At 70.8% G+C, this 17464-nt stretch carries 17 protein-coding genes and 2 pseudogenes; 10 read left to right on the top strand and 9 right to left on the bottom strand.

Going from position 1 to position 17464, the window contains the following annotated elements:
• Positions 1-36 precede the first annotated feature (36 nt).
• The gene (locus tag AMK21_RS32935; protein ID WP_073882819.1) at positions 37-1044 is read right to left on the bottom strand and encodes a YdcF family protein; all 1008 of its coding nucleotides are present in this window, start codon (positions 1042-1044) and stop codon (positions 37-39) included.
• Between the two features lie 92 nt (positions 1045-1136).
• Between AMK21_RS32935 and AMK21_RS32930 the strand changes: the two genes are divergently transcribed.
• From AMK21_RS32930 to AMK21_RS32910, 5 genes and pseudogenes are all read left to right on the top strand, one after another.
• Positions 1137-1676 (top strand): hypothetical protein, encoded by a 540-nt coding sequence (locus AMK21_RS32930; RefSeq protein WP_073882818.1) that lies wholly within the window; start codon positions 1137-1139, stop codon positions 1674-1676.
• Between the two features lie 54 nt (positions 1677-1730).
• Positions 1731-1964, top strand: coding sequence for a hypothetical protein (locus AMK21_RS32925; RefSeq protein WP_030574839.1), 234 nt, complete (start codon positions 1731-1733; stop codon positions 1962-1964).
• A 153-nt stretch (positions 1965-2117) separates the two neighbouring features.
• The gene (locus AMK21_RS32920; protein WP_073882817.1) at positions 2118-3002 is read left to right on the top strand and encodes an AraC family transcriptional regulator; all 885 of its coding nucleotides are present in this window, start codon (positions 2118-2120) and stop codon (positions 3000-3002) included.
• Positions 3003-3117: 115 nt separating this feature from the next.
• Positions 3118-3375 (top strand): annotated as a pseudogene (locus AMK21_RS32915) (ATP-binding protein); the annotation flags it as partial.
• A gap of 87 nt (positions 3376-3462) precedes the next feature.
• Complete coding sequence (locus AMK21_RS32910) at positions 3463-4431, top strand: NAD(P)/FAD-dependent oxidoreductase (protein WP_234422120.1); 969 nt, start codon at positions 3463-3465, stop codon at positions 4429-4431.
• Positions 4432-4809: 378 nt separating this feature from the next.
• Here AMK21_RS32910 and AMK21_RS32905 read toward each other — a convergent pair whose 3' ends face one another.
• The 4 genes from AMK21_RS32905 to AMK21_RS32890 all read right to left on the bottom strand — a co-directional run bounded on the left by AMK21_RS32905 (position 4810) and on the right by AMK21_RS32890 (position 7065).
• Complete coding sequence (locus AMK21_RS32905; RefSeq protein WP_073882815.1) at positions 4810-5415, bottom strand: hypothetical protein; 606 nt, start codon at positions 5413-5415, stop codon at positions 4810-4812.
• A 110-nt stretch (positions 5416-5525) separates the two neighbouring features.
• Positions 5526-6125, bottom strand: coding sequence for a GNAT family N-acetyltransferase (locus AMK21_RS32900; protein WP_073882814.1), 600 nt, complete (start codon positions 6123-6125; stop codon positions 5526-5528).
• Positions 6126-6190: 65 nt separating this feature from the next.
• Positions 6191-6640 carry a hypothetical protein gene (locus tag AMK21_RS32895; protein WP_073882842.1) on the bottom strand — a complete coding sequence of 150 codons (450 nt, stop codon included), beginning with the start codon at positions 6638-6640 and terminating at the stop codon, positions 6191-6193.
• Positions 6640-7065 carry a winged helix-turn-helix transcriptional regulator gene (locus tag AMK21_RS32890; protein WP_073882813.1) on the bottom strand — a complete coding sequence of 142 codons (426 nt, stop codon included), beginning with the start codon at positions 7063-7065 and terminating at the stop codon, positions 6640-6642. The genes AMK21_RS32895 and AMK21_RS32890 overlap by 1 nt, the downstream gene beginning before the upstream one ends.
• A 109-nt stretch (positions 7066-7174) precedes the next feature.
• Here AMK21_RS32890 and AMK21_RS32885 point away from each other — a divergent pair, with 109 nt between their 5' ends.
• The 3 genes from AMK21_RS32885 to AMK21_RS32875 all read left to right on the top strand — a co-directional run bounded on the left by AMK21_RS32885 (position 7175) and on the right by AMK21_RS32875 (position 9737).
• Positions 7175-7582, top strand: a complete 408-nt coding sequence (locus AMK21_RS32885) for a RidA family protein (protein ID WP_073882812.1) — start codon at positions 7175-7177, stop codon at positions 7580-7582.
• Positions 7583-7791: 209 nt separating this feature from the next.
• Positions 7792-8058 carry a GlsB/YeaQ/YmgE family stress response membrane protein gene (locus AMK21_RS32880; RefSeq protein WP_073882811.1) on the top strand — a complete coding sequence of 89 codons (267 nt, stop codon included), beginning with the start codon at positions 7792-7794 and terminating at the stop codon, positions 8056-8058.
• 155 nt (positions 8059-8213) lie between these two features.
• On the top strand, positions 8214-9737 hold the full coding sequence (locus AMK21_RS32875) for a catalase (protein ID WP_073882810.1): 1524 nt from the start codon (positions 8214-8216) through the stop codon (positions 9735-9737).
• An 88-nt stretch (positions 9738-9825) separates the two neighbouring features.
• On the opposite strand, the gene AMK21_RS32870 is transcribed toward AMK21_RS32875, so the two are convergent.
• The 4 genes and pseudogenes from AMK21_RS32870 to AMK21_RS32855 all read right to left on the bottom strand — a co-directional run bounded on the left by AMK21_RS32870 (position 9826) and on the right by AMK21_RS32855 (position 12940).
• Positions 9826-9990 carry a helix-turn-helix domain-containing protein gene (locus AMK21_RS32870; RefSeq protein WP_374194578.1) on the bottom strand — a complete coding sequence of 55 codons (165 nt, stop codon included), beginning with the start codon at positions 9988-9990 and terminating at the stop codon, positions 9826-9828.
• A gap of 28 nt (positions 9991-10018) precedes the next feature.
• Positions 10019-10642 (bottom strand): YceI family protein, encoded by a 624-nt coding sequence (locus tag AMK21_RS32865; protein WP_073882808.1) that lies wholly within the window; start codon positions 10640-10642, stop codon positions 10019-10021.
• A gap of 387 nt (positions 10643-11029) precedes the next feature.
• Positions 11030-11692 carry a peptidoglycan-binding domain-containing protein gene (locus tag AMK21_RS32860; RefSeq protein WP_073882807.1) on the bottom strand — a complete coding sequence of 221 codons (663 nt, stop codon included), beginning with the start codon at positions 11690-11692 and terminating at the stop codon, positions 11030-11032.
• 154 nt (positions 11693-11846) lie between these two features.
• Positions 11847-12940, bottom strand: a pseudogene (locus AMK21_RS32855) (beta-1,3-glucanase family protein).
• A 39-nt stretch (positions 12941-12979) separates the two neighbouring features.
• Here AMK21_RS32855 and AMK21_RS32850 point away from each other — a divergent pair.
• Entirely contained in the window at positions 12980-16855 is a 3876-nt protein-coding gene (locus AMK21_RS32850; RefSeq protein ID WP_073882806.1) for an endo-alpha-N-acetylgalactosaminidase family protein, read from the top strand.
• Positions 16856-17118: 263 nt separating this feature from the next.
• The coding region (locus tag AMK21_RS32845) for a carboxyl transferase domain-containing protein (protein ID WP_324613932.1) at positions 17119-17464 on the top strand (346 nt) is incomplete at its 3' end.

Here is a 17464-nt window from a genome sequence, read left to right as displayed (position 1 = left end):
TCACATCGGAATGACTCGTCTGGAAGCCTCTGCCGCCTACCGCACAGCCCACCAGACGAGCACCCCACCCGAGGCGATCAACAGACACAGCACCACGTTGGTCCGCTTGTAGTCGACCAGGACGGCGGCGAACTCGCGGAGGGTGGCGTTGGGCCAGAAGTACGCGGCGGTGGGCGAGCCCACGACCTGCCCCCGGATCCGCACCCGGCGGGCGGTGAGGGCGGCCCGGAAGGCGTGGAAGTTGTTCGTGACGACGACGCACCGGTAGTCGGGCTTCGCCTCCTCCATGATCGCCTTGCTGAACCGCAGGTTCTCCTCGGTGTTCGTCGACCGGTCCTCGCGTCTGATCAGATGGGCCGGAAATCCCTCGGCCACCAGGTGGTCGGCCATGGCATGGGACTCCGGCAGCTCCTCGTCCGGCCCCTGCCCTCCCGAGGTGATGAGCAGGGGCGAGCCCCCGCGCCTGGCGAGCCGCGCGTGCACGGCCTGCCCCCGCTTCAGCCGGCTCGCCAGCAGCGGCGACACGGTGGAGCCGCCGATGAGCCCGGACCCCAGCACGACCACGAAGTCGGCCTTACGGCGCACCCGCAGCCGCCCGTAGAGGAACGCGTAACAGACGAAGCACAGGAACAGGAACGAGAAGTAGAGCGCCAGCCCGCCGGCGGCGGCCGCCACCCCGGTCAGCACCGGATTCCGCACGCTCACGGCGGCGGCCAGCAGCGCGACGACCCCGACGATGGCGAGGGCGGCGGCCAGCGAGAGCAGGTTGGACGGACTCCTGCCCTCCTTGCGCAGCATCCGTACGCCGTTGACGAACAGGAAGTACGTCAGCAGAAGGACGGCCACCGCCCCCACCACGAGCAACGACCAGGCGGCGACCGTGCCCGAGGTGGACTCGGACCGGATGAGCTCGTACAGCCAGGCGGCCAGGGCGCAGAGCACGGCGAGCCCCAGAACGACGGCGTTGCTGAACTTCCTGCGGTCGTGCAGCACGCTCACGCAGAAGACGAGGAAGAGGAGCGCCGCAGGGGCGTAGACGAGCATGGGCACAGGGTAGAGGGCGGGGTGCGGGCGGTCGACGGCGAGGTGAGCCCCCGGCAGGGGCCGGACACGGCGGCTGTGTCAGGCTGCGGCGCATGGGGTGGACATACAAGCTGCATGGGGGCGTCGCGGCCGGGTTGGGCGCCGCGCTCATGGCGATGGCCGCACTGAGCTGGGTGCCGGGAACCTTGCAGCTGTTCGAGCCGCAGTGGCCGATGGTGGCGGGGGTCGCGCTGGCCCTCCTGGCCATGGTGTCGGCGCTCGTACGCCTGGCCCTGGCGGGGGCGGCGGACAAGCATGTGCTGTGGCAGGCCTTCCGGTGCCTTACCGGCAGGGCGCAGGCTGGACTCGCCGCCCTGGCCGTGGCGGGCGTAGCCATTCTGGTGTTCGACGGGCCGGGAGGAGTGCGGGACACCGAGGTGAGGGACGGCCGCTACCTCGCCTACGACTCGCAGGTGCACCGCGTGGTCGAGGTCTCGAAGTCCGAGTACCAGGCCCTGTTGCCGGGCAGCCGCCGGACATTCCTCGCGATCCCTGGCGTGCTGCTCGTCGGCGCCTCGTGCATGGTGCTGGCAGCGGGTGAGGTGCGCCGGGCCGACCGCGGCCAGACGGGTGCGGGGAACCGCCACCGCTGACGGCGCGTGAATTCAGGGCGTGCCCTTTCCCGGGGCTGAGCCGTTGAACCCGTCATGAAGAAGCGAAGCGTTCTCGCCGCCGTCACTCTCGCCACCGGAGCGGTCATCGCCGCCATCGCCCCGCACCCCGGAGGCGGGGACACCGCCCACGCGGCCGAGCCGCCCATCAGCCTGGGCGCGCTGGACAACGTCAGCGAGCTCGGCAAGGTGGTCGACGGCGCGGCGGAGACGACCTCCTCCACCGCGGGCACGGTGACCACGACCCTCTCCGACGCCCGGTTCAGCTGAACCGACCGGCACCACGGGGCGGCCCACCGGGGAGAACCGGTGGGCCGCCTTTGGCATGCCCGGCTTCCCTCCCGACCGATCCGGGCACGGACGGTCGGGTCCGGCAGGCTGGTCCCTTCCTACGGTGAACGGGATAGGAAGGCGGGACAGGGTTTGCTGGAACGACTGAACGAGACCATGGAGTACATCGAGTCGCACCTCGGTGAGCGCATCGAGGCCGCAGAGCTGGCGCGCATCGCGATGACCTCGGAGTACCACTTCCGCCGGATGTTCTCCGCGCTGGCGGGCGTTCCGCTCGCGGAGTACATCCGTCGTCGCCGTATGACCCTCGCGGGCTCCGAGGTGCTCGGCGCCCCCGACCGGACGCTGCTGGACGTGGCGGTGCGGTACGGCTACGACACGGGGGAGGGCTTCGCCCGCGCCTTCCGTGCTGTGCACGGCATCGGACCGGGCGAGGCGCGACGCACCGGCGCGGTTCTGCGGTCCCAGCAACGCCTGACCTTCCGGCTCGTCGTCGAAGGGAGCAGTGCCATGCGTTACAGGCTGGTGGAGAAGGAGGCGTTCCGGGTGGTGGGGAGGAGGGCGCGCGTCCCCCTGATCCACGAGGGGCCGAATCAGGCCATCGCGGAGTTCATCCGTGGCATCGGCCGGGAGGAGCTGGACCGCATCGCGGCCCTCTCCGACCAGGAGCCCGCCGGGCTGGTCGGCGTGAGCGACCAGCTCGACCCGAGCCGGGCCGAAGGGACCGAACTGGACTACTACCACGGCGTGGTGACGGGACGGCAGGAGCCTCCGGAGGACTTGGACTCGCTCGCCGTACCGGCCGGTTCCTGGGCCGTCTTCGAGAGCGAGGGGGAGTTCCCGCAGGCCCTTCAGTACCTCTGGCGGGACGTGTTCACCCAGTGGTTCCCGTCGAACCCGTACGCCTCCCGGCCCGGCCCGGAGATTTTGCGCGTGCGGTTGTCCGAGGAGGGGAAGCGGGCGGAGGCGGAGCTCTGGATCCCGGTGGAGCGGTCGGACGGCGGGCCGGGCGAATAGGGGGAGGCCGAGGGTGAGCTCCGCGTGTACGAGCTGTACGAGCCGTGGGCGCGCTACCAGGCCGTCCCGTACTCATGGGAACCGCCCCGTTTCCGGCCGAGCGGCCGGGAGCGGGGCGGGCGACGCCCTCCGCCATGGCGTCCCGCCGGGGCGTGGCTTCCGGGTCCAGATCTTCCTGGAGCGGATGGAGATGGCGCTCCGGATCGAGCTGCACGACAGCGGCGACGGTGAGGTCCGTGTGGCGGACGGTCTGCCGGGCGTGGAGGACGAGGGCGGTCGCGGGCTGCTGCTGGTCTCGGCGCTGGCGGACAAGTGGGGGGTGGCGGAGCGGAACCCCGGCAAGATCGTGTGGTGCGAGTTCGACCTCGGGTGATCCTTGCCGTTTCGGCAAGTGTATTTGTCGTTCCGGCTGGCCTGCGCGCACTATCTCCATCAACTGGAGGTGGTCCGCATGACCGACATGAAGCAGCAGCGGTACGACGTGGTGATCGTGGGAGGCGGGGCGGCCGGCCTGAGCGGGGCGCTGACCCTGGCGCGGGCCCGGCGCTCGGTGCTGGTGATCGATGCGGGGGAGCCCCGTAACGCTCCCGCGTCCCATGTGCACAACTACCTGGGCCGCGAGTCGACCCCGCCCGGGGAGCTGCTGGCGATCGGCCGGGGCGAGGTGACCGGGTACGCCGGGGAGATCGTCGAGGGCCGGGTGGCCTCGGCCGAGCCGCTGCCGGGGGAGGGGAAGCAGGGCTTCCGGGTGGTGACGGAGGACGGCACCACCGTCGAGGCGCGCAGGCTCCTGGTGACGACGGGGCTCGTCGACGAGCTGCCGCCCGTACCGGGGCTGGCGGAGCGCTGGGGGCGCGAGGTGCTGCACTGCCCGTACTGCCACGGGCGCGAGGTGGCGGACCGTCCGGTCGGGGTGCTGTCCACCGGCCCCCTCGCCGTACATCAGGCGCTGATGTGGCGGCAGTGGAGCGACGACGTCACCCTCTTCCGCCACACGGGCCCGGAGCCGACGGACGAGGAGTACGAGCAGCTCGCCGCACGCGGGGTGGCGGTGGTGGACGGCGAGGTGTCCGGTCTGGAGGTCAGGGACGACCGCTTCACCGGCGTACGCCTGGCGGGCGGCCGGGTGATCCCGCGCGAGGCCCTCGTGATCCAGGCCCGCTTCACCGCCCGCTCGGCCGTACTCGAATCGCTGGGCCTGGTCCCGGTCGCGCAGGAGATGGGCGGCGAGGTGATCGGTACGTACATCCCCACCGACCCGGTCGGCGCGACGGAGGTCCCCGGTGTCTGGGCGGCGGGCAACGTCACCCGCCTCACCGAACAGGTCATCGGCGCCGCCGCGGCCGGGCTCATGGCGGCGGGCGCGATCAACGGCGACCTGATCGCCGAGGACACCCGTACCGCGGTGGAGGCTCGGCGGCGCGGCTGAGGGCGAGCGCCGGCCGGGATCCGGCGGGTGCCGTTACGAGAACAAGGCAGAGAGGAGGTCCCGCGCCCACCCGAAGAACGTATGCACCAGCACCGCGAGCAGCACGAAGATCCCGAGGATCACCACGGTGACCCAGGAGCAACCGCCCCGTCCCCCGCCTCGGGCTCGTCCCGCCCACCCAGCTCCGCATCGAACAGATCCACGGTTCGACCCACCCCATCGCGCCCGTACCCGTCGCCGGAGCCCCCCGGCTCCGTGGGGTGAACTCTCGCGGGGGCGGGGCCCGGTGATGGAGGGGCTGTCGTACTCGGGGCGGGGGTGGAAGGTACTCATGCGGCAAGGTGCTCAGGAGGCGGGCGTACTCGGGAGGCGGAGCACTCAGGCGGCGGGGTCGAATCGTGCCTCGTCCACCTCGGTCGCCGGGAGCGGCCCGCCTGCCTCGTCGACCCGGTCGGGGGCGAGCAGCCACGTACCGTCCGTCCCCCGGGCGAAGGTCATGGTGCGGGGGAGCGACGACTCCTCGCACTCCGGCGAACCGTCCTCGACCTCCTGCGGAGTGAGCGCGAAGTACAGGCGGGTGTGGTCGGTGAGTTGCAGTGTGGCCGTGCGGCCGGTGACGTCCGCGGAGGTGACGTCGACGTCGACCCGCGCCTTTGTGTAGCGGAGGTCGGTGCCCTCGTACCGCAGGCCCTTCTGCACGAGGGCGGCCAGCTCGCTCCGGGCGCGGGTCGCCATGGCCGGGGTGGTCCGGAGGCGTCCGCTCGCCGCTTCCACCGTCGGACGGGCGGCCGTCAGCATGTCGGCCCGCTGCTGGAGGTAGCCCTGGGCGAGCCGGGTGAGTTCGGTGGTGCCGGTGGTACCCACCGATGACGTTGCCCGGGGTGGCGGGGTCCCGGTGGGAGCCGGCAGGTGGATGAGCGCGAGTACCGCCACCGTCGCGGTCGCGCCGGTGGTGATGATGCGGCTGAATCCTGGATCGGCCATGCTCCCTGATCCCCCTCGGTCGTGGGCCGGCCTCCTGCACCTTTAGGTAAGGAGGGGGAGTGGGGACGTGCCGTTCCCGTACGGCGATTTCCCGTCCGGGAGTGACCGGTTCAGCCGCGCGGCTCGCGCCACATCCCCCACAGCTTCGGGCCGCCGTCGCCCGGGAGTTGGAGCTCCTCGCGCACGGTGAAGCCGAAGTGTTCGTAGACGGGGAGGTTGGAGGCCTTGGAGGACTCCAGGTAGACGGGCTGCCCCGCCGCGTCGGCCTTCGCCAGGCCTGATCGGAGGAGGCGGGAGCCGTGGCCCTGGCCTTGGGCGGCGGGGTCGGCGCCGATCAACGCCAGGGACCAGTGCGGTTCCTGGGGCGTGTGGCGGGCGGCCGTCTCCACGGCGTCGCGGAACATGCCGGCCCGGTCGCCCAGGAGGTTCTGGAGCTCCTGGACGGTCTCCGCGTCGGGGACCGCCTTGGCCTGCGCCTGCGGCGCCACCCAGAACGCGGCCGCCGCCCCGGTCCGCTCGCACACGCCGTGGCGGACGTACTGCCGGGTGAGGATCGTGGTGAAGTAGCGGCCCAACGCCTCCTGGCGGGAGGCGGCTTCGGGGAAGAACCAGCGCATCATCGGGTCGTCGTCGAAGGCGAGGGCCAGAATGCGGCTGATGTCCGGGGCGTCGTCGGCCGTGGCCGTGCGCAGTGTGCTCGATATCGGCATAAAGGCCATTCTGCCCGCGACGATCTTGGGCGGACGGGTGGGGTGCCGAGCCCGGGCTCCCGCGGTCACGGCCGGACTTCGGCCCTCTTTCCGTTGCGCAGGGACATCGCCGCCCAGATGCCCGCCAGTGCCGGCGCGGCCGCCGCCATCGCGGCCAGCTCCGGTGCCTCCGGGCGCCACCCCAGGGAGAGGCGCGTGCCTATGACGAGGAGGAGGACGGCGATCGTGCCCGGGGAGGGGACGGGCACCCTGGCCGCCGCGGCCCGCAGGACGGCGGCCGTCGCCAGGCCGGTGACGCCCCAGGTGCCGACGTACGTCCAGGGCGACCCCGGGGCGGCGGCGAGCAGCCCGTAGTCGTCGGGGCCCAGGCGGAACAGTGAGCCGGCCCAGCCCATGCCCACCCCGAGGGCGGCGACGCCCACCACCCACAGGGCGTGGCGCCACAACGGGCCGGGCCGTACGGTCGCTTCGTCGTCCGCGGTGTCGCCCGGATCGGACGGGTCAAGGAAATCGATCACGTCTGTACGGACGCGCGGAGGGGGCCGGACGTTGCGTCCGACGTGCCGGTGAACCGGCCTCGGGCCTCCTCGATATGGCCGAGGTGCTGCTGGGTCCAGTCGCACATGAGGTGGACCGTCCCGCGCAGGCCCTGGCCCGGCTCGGTGAGGGTGTACTCGACCTTCGGCGGCACGGTGGGGTACACGGTCCTCTCGACCAGGCCGTTGCGCTCCAGCATGCGCAGGTTCTGGGTGAGCATCTTGTGGCTGATGCCGTCGACCTCCTTCAGCACCTCGCTGAAGCGCAGGGTGCGGTCACCCAGGGCTTCGATGATCAGGAGCGCCCACTTGTTGGCGACGTCCGAGAAGATCTCCCGCGCCAGGGAGTCCGCGCTCCGGAGGTCCGACTCGTCGGGCGAGCCGCTGAACTGCTTGGTCACCATGAGGTTCCTCCGTCACCCAAAAGTGCGTTCTTCCACGTCAGAGCTGACTCTCCTACGGTTCCTGGGTAACCACAAGAGACCGAGAGGTCTTCCCGAGGAGGCGTCGGACATGGCCATCACTCTGCTGGACCCCGAAGGGCTGCCCAAGGTCGGTGTGTACCGGCAGGTCGCGATCGCGACGGGCTCGAAGCTCGTCTTCATCGCCGGGCAGGTCGCCTGGGACGCGGACGGCACCACGGTCGGCGAGGGCGACCTCGCCGCCCAGGTGGAGCGGTGCTACCTCAACATCGGTACCGCCCTGGCCGGGGCGGGCGGCACCCTCGACGACGTGGTGAAGGTGACGGTGTACGTCGTCGACTGGACGCCCGACAAGATGCCGCAGTTCCTGGAGGGCGCGGCCCGGGCGGCGCAGAAGCTGGGCGTCACACCGGTCCCGCCGGGCACGCTGGTGGGGGTCGCGGCACTCGACGTGCCGGAGCACCTGGTCGAGATCGAGGCGACGGCGGTGCTGGACTGAGCCACCCCCCGGCCCCCGGGCCCCCGGCCTCCCGACCCCTCGGCTCCTGGTCACCCGTCCCCTTCCGGCGTAACGCAGGGCTGCGAATGACGGAGCCCTGGACCGGTGACCTTGCCCGGCCCATGTGTGAGCTTCCGCTACGGGGATACGCGGAGGGGGCCGGGCGCCACAGGGGTGCCGGCACGTCGGCAACGTAAAGGGAGAATTTCGTGAGCATCATCGCCTGGATCCTCATCGGCCTGTTCGCGGGACTCATCGCCAAGGCGCTGACTCCCGGCAAGGACCCGGGGGGCTGTCTCCTCACGATGGTGATCGGCATCGTGGGCGGGCTGCTCGGCGGCTGGCTGGGCAAGGTGATCTTCGGTGTCGACTCGATCGACGGATTCTTCAGCCTGTCGACGTGGATCGCCGCCATCGTCGGTTCGGTGATCGTGCTGCTGCTCTACCGCGTGGTCACGGGCCGGCGATCGCACTGACCCGGCCCGGCCCGGCACCCCGGAGTGTGCCCTACCTCGCCCTCGACGGGTCGATTCGTCCTTGTTTGCCTACATTGGCAGAGGGTCAGTAGGGCAGCCGTAGTAGGAGCCATCGCCGACACGTCTGCGGAAGACAAACAAGAGGAAACGACGACATGACCGACACCTCGCGCAAGCCGACCACCTCCGACTCCGGCGCCCCGGTGGAGAGCGACGAGCATTCGCTCACCGTCGGCCCGGGCGGGCCGATCCTGCTCCAGGACTCGTACCTGATCGAGCAGATGGCCCAGTTCAACCGCGAACGCATCCCCGAGCGTCAGCCGCACGCCAAGGGCAGCGGGGCCTTCGGGAAGTTCGAGGTGACCTCGGACGTCTCCGCGTACACGAAGGCCGCGCTCTTCCAGCCCGGCGCCACGACCGACCTGGTCATCCGGTTCTCCACCGTCGCCGGGGAGCGGGGCAGCCCGGACACCTGGCGGGACCCGCGCGGCTTCGCGGTGAAGTTCTACACCAGCGAAGGCAACTACGACATGGTGGGCAACAACACCCCCGTGTTCTTCGTGAAGGACCCGATGAAGTTCCAGCACTTCATCCGGTCCCAGAAACGCCGGGCGGACAACAACCTCCGCGACCACGACATGCAGTGGGACTTCTGGACGCTCTCGCCGGAGTCGGCCCACCAGGTCACCTGGCTGATGGGCGACCGGGGCATCCCGCGCACCTGGCGCCACATGAACGGCTACACCTCGCACACGTACATGTGGATCAACGAGGCCGGCCAGCGGTTCTGGGTGAAGTACCACTTCAAGACCGACCAGGGCATCGAGACGTTCACGCAGGACGAGGCCGACCAGATGGCCTCCGCGGACACGGATTACCACACGCGTGATCTGTTCGAGCACATCCGCGACGGCGAGTACCCGAGCTGGACGCTGAAGGTCCAGGTCATGCCGTACGAGGAGGCGAAGGACTACCGGTTCAACCCGTTCGACCTGACCAAGGTGTGGCCGCACGGCGACTACCCGCTGATCGAGGTCGGCCGGATGACGCTGGACCGCAACCCCACGGACAACCACGCGGAGATCGAGCAGGCGGCGTTCCAGCCGAACAACTTCGTCCCCGGCATCGGCCCGAGCCCGGACCGGATGCTCCTGGCCCGGCTGTTCAGCTACGCGGACGCGCACCGCTACCGCATCGGCGGCAACTACCAGCAGCTGCCCGTCAACGCTCCCGTCGTCCCGGTGCACACGTACTCCAAGGACGGGGCGATGGCGTACCGGAAGAGGACCGACCCGGTCTACGCCCCGAACTCCAAGGGCGGCCCGGCGGCCGACACGGAGCGCTACGGGACCCCGCCGAGCTGGTACGCCGACGGTGACATCACCCGGGCGGCCTACGTCGACCACGCCGAGGACGACGACTGGGGCCAGGCGGGCACCATGGTCCGTGAGGTGCTGGACGACGCGGCACGGGACCGGCTGGTGGACAACGTGGTCGGCCACCTGCTGAACGGCGTGACCGAGCCGGTTCTCCAGCGGGCGTTCACGTACTGGTCGAACATCGACAGCACCATCGGCAAGCGCATCGAACAGGGCGTCCGCGCGAAGGCCGACGAGAAGGACCCCAAGGCGGCGAAGCAGGCCAATCCCGCCCGCTCGTCGATGCAGCACAAGGCCTGAGGCGACGGCCCACCCTCAGGACCACGGCACAGGCCCCCTCCCCGCTGTCGGCGGGGAGGGGGCCTGTCGGGTGCAGGGCGCCCCGTGCTCAGGCAGCGGCGTGATGCGGGGTGAGCTCGATGGTCAGGTCGGCGTCGAGGGCGTGGGCCAGGCGCCGCAGGAGCGGAATGGGCGGCATGGTTCCGCCGCCCTCGATGCGGGAGATCTGCGGCTGCTTCACGCCGCGGCGTTCGGCGAGTTCGGCCTGCGACAGGCCGAGCGCCGCTGCGGTCAGGTGCGGGTCACGCCTGAGGTGCCGCCTTGATCGCGGAGATGTCGAAGTTCAGCTTGACCTTGTCGCTGACCATGACTCCGCCGGTCTCCAGCGCCGCGTTCCAGGTCAGGCCCCAGTCGGAGCGCAGGATGTCCGCGCTGCCCTCGAAGCCGACGCGCTCGTTGCCGTAGACGTCGGTGGCCGAGCCGTTGAACTCCAGGTCGATGGAGAGCGGGCGCGTGACGTCCTTGATGGTCAGGTCGCCGGTGATCCGGTACGCCTCGCCGCCCAACTGCTCGGCGCGTGTCGACCGGAACGTCATGAGGGGGAACTTCTCGGCGTCGAAGAAGTCGCCGCTGACCAGGTGGCCGTCGCGGTCGGCGATGCCGGTGTCGACGCTCGCGATCTTCACGTCGATGGCGGCGGAGGAGTTCGCCGGGTCGGTGCCGTCCAGGGTCAGGGTGCCCTCGTGCTCACCGAAGGAGCCGCGCACGTTGGTGACCATCGCGTGACGCACCGTGAAGCCGATGCTGCTGTGGGCCGGGTCGATGGTGTACGTGCCGGTCAGGGCGGCCAGCGCCGGGTCCACCGCGGGGGCCTCGGCGGTGGCGGTCGGGGTGGCGGCGGTCGACTTGCGGGTGAACAGAGCCATGGCTCCTCCTCGGGGGACGTGTGCGAGCGGTGCTGTGCGCGGGTGGCACGGGTGCAGCGGTGCCGTCGGTGTTGTTTAACCTTCAACGAGATTGACTCTAGCTCCATCTTGTTCAAGTTTCAATCTTTCTCCGTGCCGAGGATGCGCCGAGGGTGCGCTGTCAGGTGTTGCCCTCTGGCGGACGCGCGTGGAACTCGGGCACTGTCTCCCTGCCCGGCATGCGTGGCGCGTACGCGGCGACGGCGCCCGTCAGTACCGGTCCGGCTCCGGGAGCATCTACGCCGACGAGGGCGGCCACTGGACGTGACCTACTACACCGCGGCGGCTGCTGACCGTTCCCGCACGGGCCGCCCCCTCGGGAGGGGCGGCTCGCTCACCCCCGAAGACTCAGCCGACCGGCTCCACCGTCGGCCCCTCCCGCTTCAGCAGGTCCCGGGCGAACTGCTCCCACTGCGCGTACCGGTCCGGGTGCGCCGACCGCTGCACCGCCTGGCACGCCTTGCCCGGCTCCATCGACTCCCAGTCCTTGATCTGGAGCAGCCCCGGATTGCTGGTCGGCGACGGCAGCCCGTAGAAGGACTTCGAGGCGGTCGGGACGTGGGTGATCTGCTGCGGGGTGCCCCAGCCCATGCTCGGGCGCTGCTGGAAGACGCCGAGCGAGTCGTGGTCCACCGGGGTCGTGTAGTTGACGAACGTCGACTCCTGCATGGCTGTCATCAGGGCGATCACCTGCCCCTGCTCCGGAAGGTCCGCCCCCTTCCCGACGCCGATGACCGTACGCGCGTGCGCGAGCTGTTCCGGGCCGAGGTCCGACGGGTCGGCGAAGGCCGCGCGCAGTTCGCTGTCCGGGGCGGTCTTGAGTAGGTGGGCCGTCGCGGTGTCCATCAGGCCGGTGGGGGTGAGGCCGTAACTCTGCTGGAAGGCACGCAGGCCCTGGGCGGTGACGGGCGGCGGCGGGGGTGCGGCGGCGTGGGCGGTGGCCGGGGACGCCAGTAGGAAGGCGGCGGCGAGTGCCGCGAGCGTGCGGCGGGGGAGCCTGTTGTTTCGCATACGGAACGGTTCCGGGACACGGAAGCGAAAGTCAAGAACGCCGTGGATAGTATGAATTGACGGTGTGTCGCGATCCCCATGCCGCACGGACAGACGGGTGCCCTCCGCCGGCCGGGTCCGGCGGAGGGCACTCACCTGCTGGTCACGACGGCCGTCAGGACCCCACGCTCACAGTGAAGCGGCGCGGGTTCCCGTCGTGCGCCGCGCCCGAGACGTCGGGCTCGCCGTCCGGGCGGACGTCGTCGTACGGGAACGCGTAGCCGATCGGGCTGTTGGCGTGGACCACGCGGGACCTCGCCTTCTTTCGGAGTCGCCAGGGTTGTTGGTGAACGGGCCGTGGTTGCAGGTGAAGACGTCCCTCGTCTCCGGCTTGGTGAACGTGTGGCCGCCCTCGAAGATGAGGACGTCCCCGCTGACCCGCCCCGCCAGCGTGCCCCGGCCGCCCTGGAGGTCGATCCGCAGGTCCTCGGAGCGGTACTTCTCCCAGACCTCGTCGATCTGGGCGGTGAACAGGTCCCGGAACGGCATCTCGTCGGGCCGGTCGAAGTACGGCGCCATGATGTTCTGCGGCGAGACGACCCGCAGCACGCCGCCGTCGTCGCCCCGGGTGATCAGCCTGTCCCACGGCTGCCCGTCGGCGACCGCCTGGGCGGTCAGATCCGCCGCGATCCGCTCCGCCGCGCCCTCGGGGTGGGGGGCCACGACGAGGGCGCCGTCGCCCTCCAGCGTGATGCCGATCGGGAGGGCGGTGATCAGGTCCACGTAGCTGATGTTGGAGTACAGCTGCTCGGTGTTGAAGGTGAACTCGGCGAACGCCCAGGTACGCCCGTAGTTCGGGTCCGTCGGCGTCGCGAAGGCGGGCTCCACCAGCGAGGGGCCCGGGTTGAGGAAGAAGTCCAGCTTGTCGTCGCGGACGAAGTAGATCCGCGCCCCGTACATCTGCGGCAGGGGCAGCACCACCGGGGCCGCGCCCGCGCCGTTGAGCGGGATCGCGCAGTCCACCGGGAGCGGGGTCTGCGGGGCGCCCGGGGAGTCGGGGCGGTAGACCCGGGTCTTCACAACTCGACGCCCGGAAGCGGTACTTGCCGGAATCGAGCGGGTGCGAACCGTGACCGGACGGAGGCGGCAGCTGCCAAGAGGTGAACAAGTCGCCGCGACGACCGGCGGGCCGACGTGATGGCCCGCGCCCTCCCCACTTGGACTAACGGACCACGGTTGTTGGACGGAGACGGCCCCCGGGACCGCCATGCGTTGACGGTGTCCCGACACGGCGACTACTCAGGGGCCATGTCGCCAAGATTCCCCTCCGCCGGCCTGGTCGCCGTCGCCTCAGCAGCCGTCCTGGCGCTCGTGGGGACCGCCCTCCCCGCCGCAGCCGCCGATCCGTCCCCCGCACCACCGGCCGGGGCGGCGAAGCCCAGCGGCTCCGTCACCATCGGCTCCGCCCACCTCGCCGTCGCCGTGGCCGACGACTTCCCGCGCGTCCTCTCGTACACCGACCGGGCCAGTGGCAAGCGGCTCCTCGGCAGTACGCGGCCGGTCACCGCCGTGACCCTCAACGGCACCGCCCACCCGGTGAAGCTCAAGGCCGCGCCGAAGGTCGACGGTTCCTCCGCCCGCTACACCCTCACCTTCACCGGTCTGCCCGGCGTCGAGATCGACGCCTCGCTCACCGTCTCCGGCCGGACCACCGCCTTCCAGGTGACCGCCGTCCGCGACACCGCCGCCTTCCGGGTGGGGACCATCGACATCCCCGGGCACGACCTGATCTCCGTCGGCTCCACCGAACCCGGCGCCGCCACCGCGTTCACCACGCTCGACCCGGACTCCACGCGTACCGCCGACGTCTTCGGAAAGGTCACCGGCGAGACCAAGCCGGACCCCGCACCCGTCGGCGCCACGTACGCCATCCTCAACACCTCCTCCCTCGCCGCCGCCGTCGAGTCCAACTCCTCCTACGACAAGCCCTCAGGCCCCACCGGCGGCGACGACGCCCGCTTCTGGCGCCAGGCCCGCACCGAGGCCGACGGAAGCGGTGTCCGGGTCGGCGTCAGCTCCGGCCAGTGGACCTACCGGGGCGAGGGCGCACCGGAGCCCGAGAGCGGCGAGAACCTGCCCTGGGCCAAGGTCGTCGTCACCCCCGACGCCAACGGGGACCGGGCCGTCGACTGGCAGGACGGGGCCATCGCCTTCCGTTCCATCGGCATCACCGCCCCGGGCAGCGAGGAGACCGCCGACCGGGTCGTCACCCACATCCCGTTCAACTTCGCCAGCCAGGCCACCCACCCCTTCCTGCGCACCCTCGACGACGTCAAGCGGATCTCGCAGGCCACCGACGGCCTCGGTCAGCTCGCCGTCCTCAAGGGGTACGGCTCCGAGGGACACGACTCCGCCCACCCGGACTACGGCGGCAACTACAACAAGCGGGCCGGCGGGCTCAAGGACCTCAACACCCTTCTGGAGAACGGCAAGAAGTGGGGCGCCACCTTCGGCGTCCACGTCAACGCCACCGAGTCCTACCCGGAGGCCAACGCCTTCAGCGAGCAGCTCGTCGACAAGACCAAGCCCGGCTGGAACTGGCTGAACCAGAGCTACTACATCGACCAGCGCCGCGACATCAACAGCGGCGACCTGGCGAAGCGCTTCCAGCAGTTGCGCGACGAGACCGACAGGAACCTCAGCTTCCTCTACATCGACGTGTACTACTCCCACGGCTGGATCGCCGACAAGACCATCCAGTCCGTGCAGAAGCAGGGCTGGACCGTCGGCACCGAGTGGGCCGACAAGTTCGAGCGGGCCTCGCTCTGGTCGCACTGGGCGAACGACCTGAACTACGGCGGGGCCACCAACAAGGGCCTCAACTCGCAGATCATCCGCTTCATCCGCAACGGTGAGAAGGACGTCTGGAACAACCACCCGGTCCTCGGCCAGAGCGTCCTGGAGGAGTTCGAGGGGTGGACCGGCGAGACCGACTGGAACGCCTTCACCGCCACCATCTGGCAGAAGAACCTCCCCGCCAAGTACCTCCAGCAGCAGAAGATCACCCGCTGGGACGGCAACGACATCACCTTCACCGGTGGTGTGCGCGGCACGGTCGAGGACGGGAGGCGGACGTTCTACGACCAAGGCCGCAAGGTGCTCAGCGGCACCGGCTACCTGCTGCCGTGGGACGGCGGGAAGAAGCTCTACCACTACAGCGAGACCGGGGGCACCAGCACCTGGGCGGTGCCCGGCAAGGGCCCGTACACGGTCTACGAACTGACCGACAACGGCCGCGAGAAGGCCGCCACGGTCCGCCCGGTGAACGGGAAGATCACGCTGACCGCCACCGCCGGACAGCCGTACGTCCTCCACCCGGGCCAGGCGCCCCGGGCAGCCGACCCCGCATGGGGCCAGGGCACGCTCCTCAAGGATCCCGGTTTCAACGACCGTACGCTGAAAGGCTGGACGAAGTCCGGCACGGTCGTACGGGACACCGACGAGCAGGGCCGCAACAGCGCCGCCCTGTCCGGCACCACCACGGCCGCGCTCTCCCAGCCCGTCACCGGCCTCAAGCCCGGCAAGCGCTACACCGCCTCCGCCCTCATCGAGGTGGAGTCCGGCCAATCCCGTCGTACGGTGCTGAGCGCGGGCGGGAAGTCCGTCACCGTCGAACGCTCCACGGCCGAGGACTTCGTCGCCGCGTCCGACTGGCACGGCACCCGCTTCCAGCGCGCCAAGGTCACCTTCACCGTACCCGCCGACGGCCGCACCACCCTGCGCATCGAGGCGGCGGCCGGCTCCCCGGCGGCCGTCCGCGCCGACGACGTACGGATCGTCGAGAACGCCCCCGCCACCCGGCCCGGCACCCTCGTGTACGAGGACTTCGAGGCGGTCGACCAGGGCTGGGGCCCCTTCCTCAAGGGCAACGCGGGCGGCTCCACCGACCCCCGCACCAGCATCTCCCAGCTCCACGCCCCGTACACCCAGTCCGGCTGGAACGGGAAGCTGGTCGACGACGTGCTCGGCGGGAAGGAGTCCCTCAAGTCCCACGAGGAGAACACCGGGCTCGTCTACCGCACCGCCCCCTGGACCGTCCCGATGCGGGACGGCCACCGCTACCAGGTCGCCTTCGACTACCAGTCCAGCCACGCTGGCGCCTACACCTGGGTCGACGGCTACGACCGGGTCGCCGACGGCAAGGCCTCCTCCACCGAGACCCGCGCCACCCCCATCGGGCAGCAGCGCACCACCGGCCGGTTCACCCAGACCCTCACCGCGGGCTGCGGCGACACCTGGACCGGGCTGCGGAAGCGGGCCGGTGCACCCGAGGGCGCGGACTTCGTGCTCGACGGGTTCACCGTGACCGACCTCGGCCCCGCGCCCGCCGGGCAGGAGGCCGTCTGCGGGACGCTCGGTGTCGCCGCCGACGCGGAGACCCTGGAGCCGGGTGCCCCGAACACCGTGAAGGCCACCTTCGGCAACGACGAGGCGAGCGCCGCCACCGGCGTGAAGCTGGCGCTGACCGTGCCCGAGGGGTGGCAGGCCGAGCCCGCGGGGCCGGTCGCCTTCGACACGGTCGCCCCGGGCGCCAAGGTCATCGGCAGCTGGCGGGTCACCCCGCCGGTGGACGCCGCCTACGACACGTACCGGCTGGGTGCGGAAGCCACGTACGCGGTCCAGGGCTCCCCGCGCACGCTCGGCGCGCAGACCTCCGTACGGACTCTGCCACCGCCGCCCACCGAGGACGGCTGGGCCAGTGACCTCGACTGGACGGCCTCCCAGAACGGCTGGGGGCCCGTCGAACGCGACCAGTCGAACGGGGAGACCGGGACCGGCGACGGCAGGCCGCTGACGATCGGCGGTGTCGCGTACGCCAAGGGCCTCGGCACCCACGCCCCGGCGAAGATCCGCTACTACCTGGGCGGGAAGTGCACCTCGTTCACCGCCGAGGTCGGGGTCGACGACGTCCAGGCCACGCGCGGCAGCGTGCGGTTCTCCGTCACCGCCGACGGCACGGAGAAGGTGAAGTCGCCGGTCCTGGGGGCCGCGGACCCGGCCTGGAAGCTCACCGCGGACGTCACCGGCGCCGCCTACGTCGAGCTCGTCGTCGACGACGGCGGTGACGGCAACGGCAACGACCACGCCGACTGGGGCAACGCCCGCTTCCACTGCGGAGGTTGAACCTCCGTCGCCTGAACGCGAAGTCGCGGTGGAGCCGGGCCGAACAGTGCTGGTCCATACTGAGGGGGCCTTCGGGCCCCCTCAGGCGCATGTGGCCCACGGCACAGTGCCGCTTTGTAGGGTTCTCACAGCGTGGGGCGGCGTTTCGCTGGTGGATCGTGTGCCCGGCGGGATGCTTCTGTCCACACCCACCACGAAACCGGGCAGGAGACTGTACGGAGTCGACGGCACGATTTCTGGGTCGGGGTTCGTAGGGTCGATGCATGACCGTTGTGGACGAAACCCAGGGTGAGCCGAGCGACACGCGTGGCCGGGTGGCCGAACTGGTGGCTTTGCGCGAGCAGGCCGTGCGGGGCCCCGGTGAGCGGGCGACGCAGGCGCAGCATGCCAAGGGCAAGTTGACCGCGCGTGAGCGCATCGGGCTGCTGCTGGATGCGGGGTCGTTCAAGGAGGTCGAGCAGTTGCGCCGGCACCGGGCGACCGGGTTCGGTCTGGAGGCGAAGAGGCCGTACACCGATGGTGTCATCACCGGCTGGGGCAGGGTCGAGGGCCGGACGGTCTTCGTCTACGCGCATGATTTCCGGATTTTCGGCGGGGCGTTGGGCGAGG

Origin of the sequence: Streptomyces sp. CB00316, assembly GCF_001905595.1 — a bacterium.
GTDB lineage: Bacteria > Actinomycetota > Actinomycetes > Streptomycetales > Streptomycetaceae > Streptomyces.
Note: the sequence above shows the minus strand (reverse complement) of the source record. Positions and strands in the feature narration are given on the sequence as shown.

What these genes read in the sequence shown, in the direction of transcription:
- AMK21_RS32930 (WP_073882818.1), top strand. Translation starts at nt 1,137, where the DNA reads ATGGGGTGGACATACAAGCTGCATGGGGGCGTCGCGGCCGGGTTGGGC.
- AMK21_RS32905 (WP_073882815.1), bottom strand. Translation starts at nt 5,415, where the DNA reads ATGGCCGATCCAGGATTCAGCCGCATCATCACCACCGGCGCGACCGCG.
- AMK21_RS32860 (WP_073882807.1), bottom strand. Translation starts at nt 11,692, where the DNA reads ATGCGAAACAACAGGCTCCCCCGCCGCACGCTCGCGGCACTCGCCGCC.
- AMK21_RS32900 (WP_073882814.1), bottom strand. Translation starts at nt 6,125, where the DNA reads ATGCCGATATCGAGCACACTGCGCACGGCCACGGCCGACGACGCCCCG.
- AMK21_RS32865 (WP_073882808.1), bottom strand. Translation starts at nt 10,642, where the DNA reads ATGGCTCTGTTCACCCGCAAGTCGACCGCCGCCACCCCGACCGCCACC.
- AMK21_RS32925 (WP_030574839.1), top strand. Translation starts at nt 1,731, where the DNA reads ATGAAGAAGCGAAGCGTTCTCGCCGCCGTCACTCTCGCCACCGGAGCG.
- AMK21_RS32935 (WP_073882819.1), bottom strand. Translation starts at nt 1,044, where the DNA reads ATGCTCGTCTACGCCCCTGCGGCGCTCCTCTTCCTCGTCTTCTGCGTG.
- AMK21_RS32885 (WP_073882812.1), top strand. Translation starts at nt 7,175, where the DNA reads ATGGCCATCACTCTGCTGGACCCCGAAGGGCTGCCCAAGGTCGGTGTG.
- AMK21_RS32890 (WP_073882813.1), bottom strand. Translation starts at nt 7,065, where the DNA reads ATGGTGACCAAGCAGTTCAGCGGCTCGCCCGACGAGTCGGACCTCCGG.
- AMK21_RS32850 (WP_073882806.1), top strand. Translation starts at nt 12,980, where the DNA reads ATGTCGCCAAGATTCCCCTCCGCCGGCCTGGTCGCCGTCGCCTCAGCA.
- AMK21_RS32875 (WP_073882810.1), top strand. Translation starts at nt 8,214, where the DNA reads ATGACCGACACCTCGCGCAAGCCGACCACCTCCGACTCCGGCGCCCCG.
- AMK21_RS32910 (WP_234422120.1), top strand. Translation starts at nt 3,463, where the DNA reads ATGAAGCAGCAGCGGTACGACGTGGTGATCGTGGGAGGCGGGGCGGCC.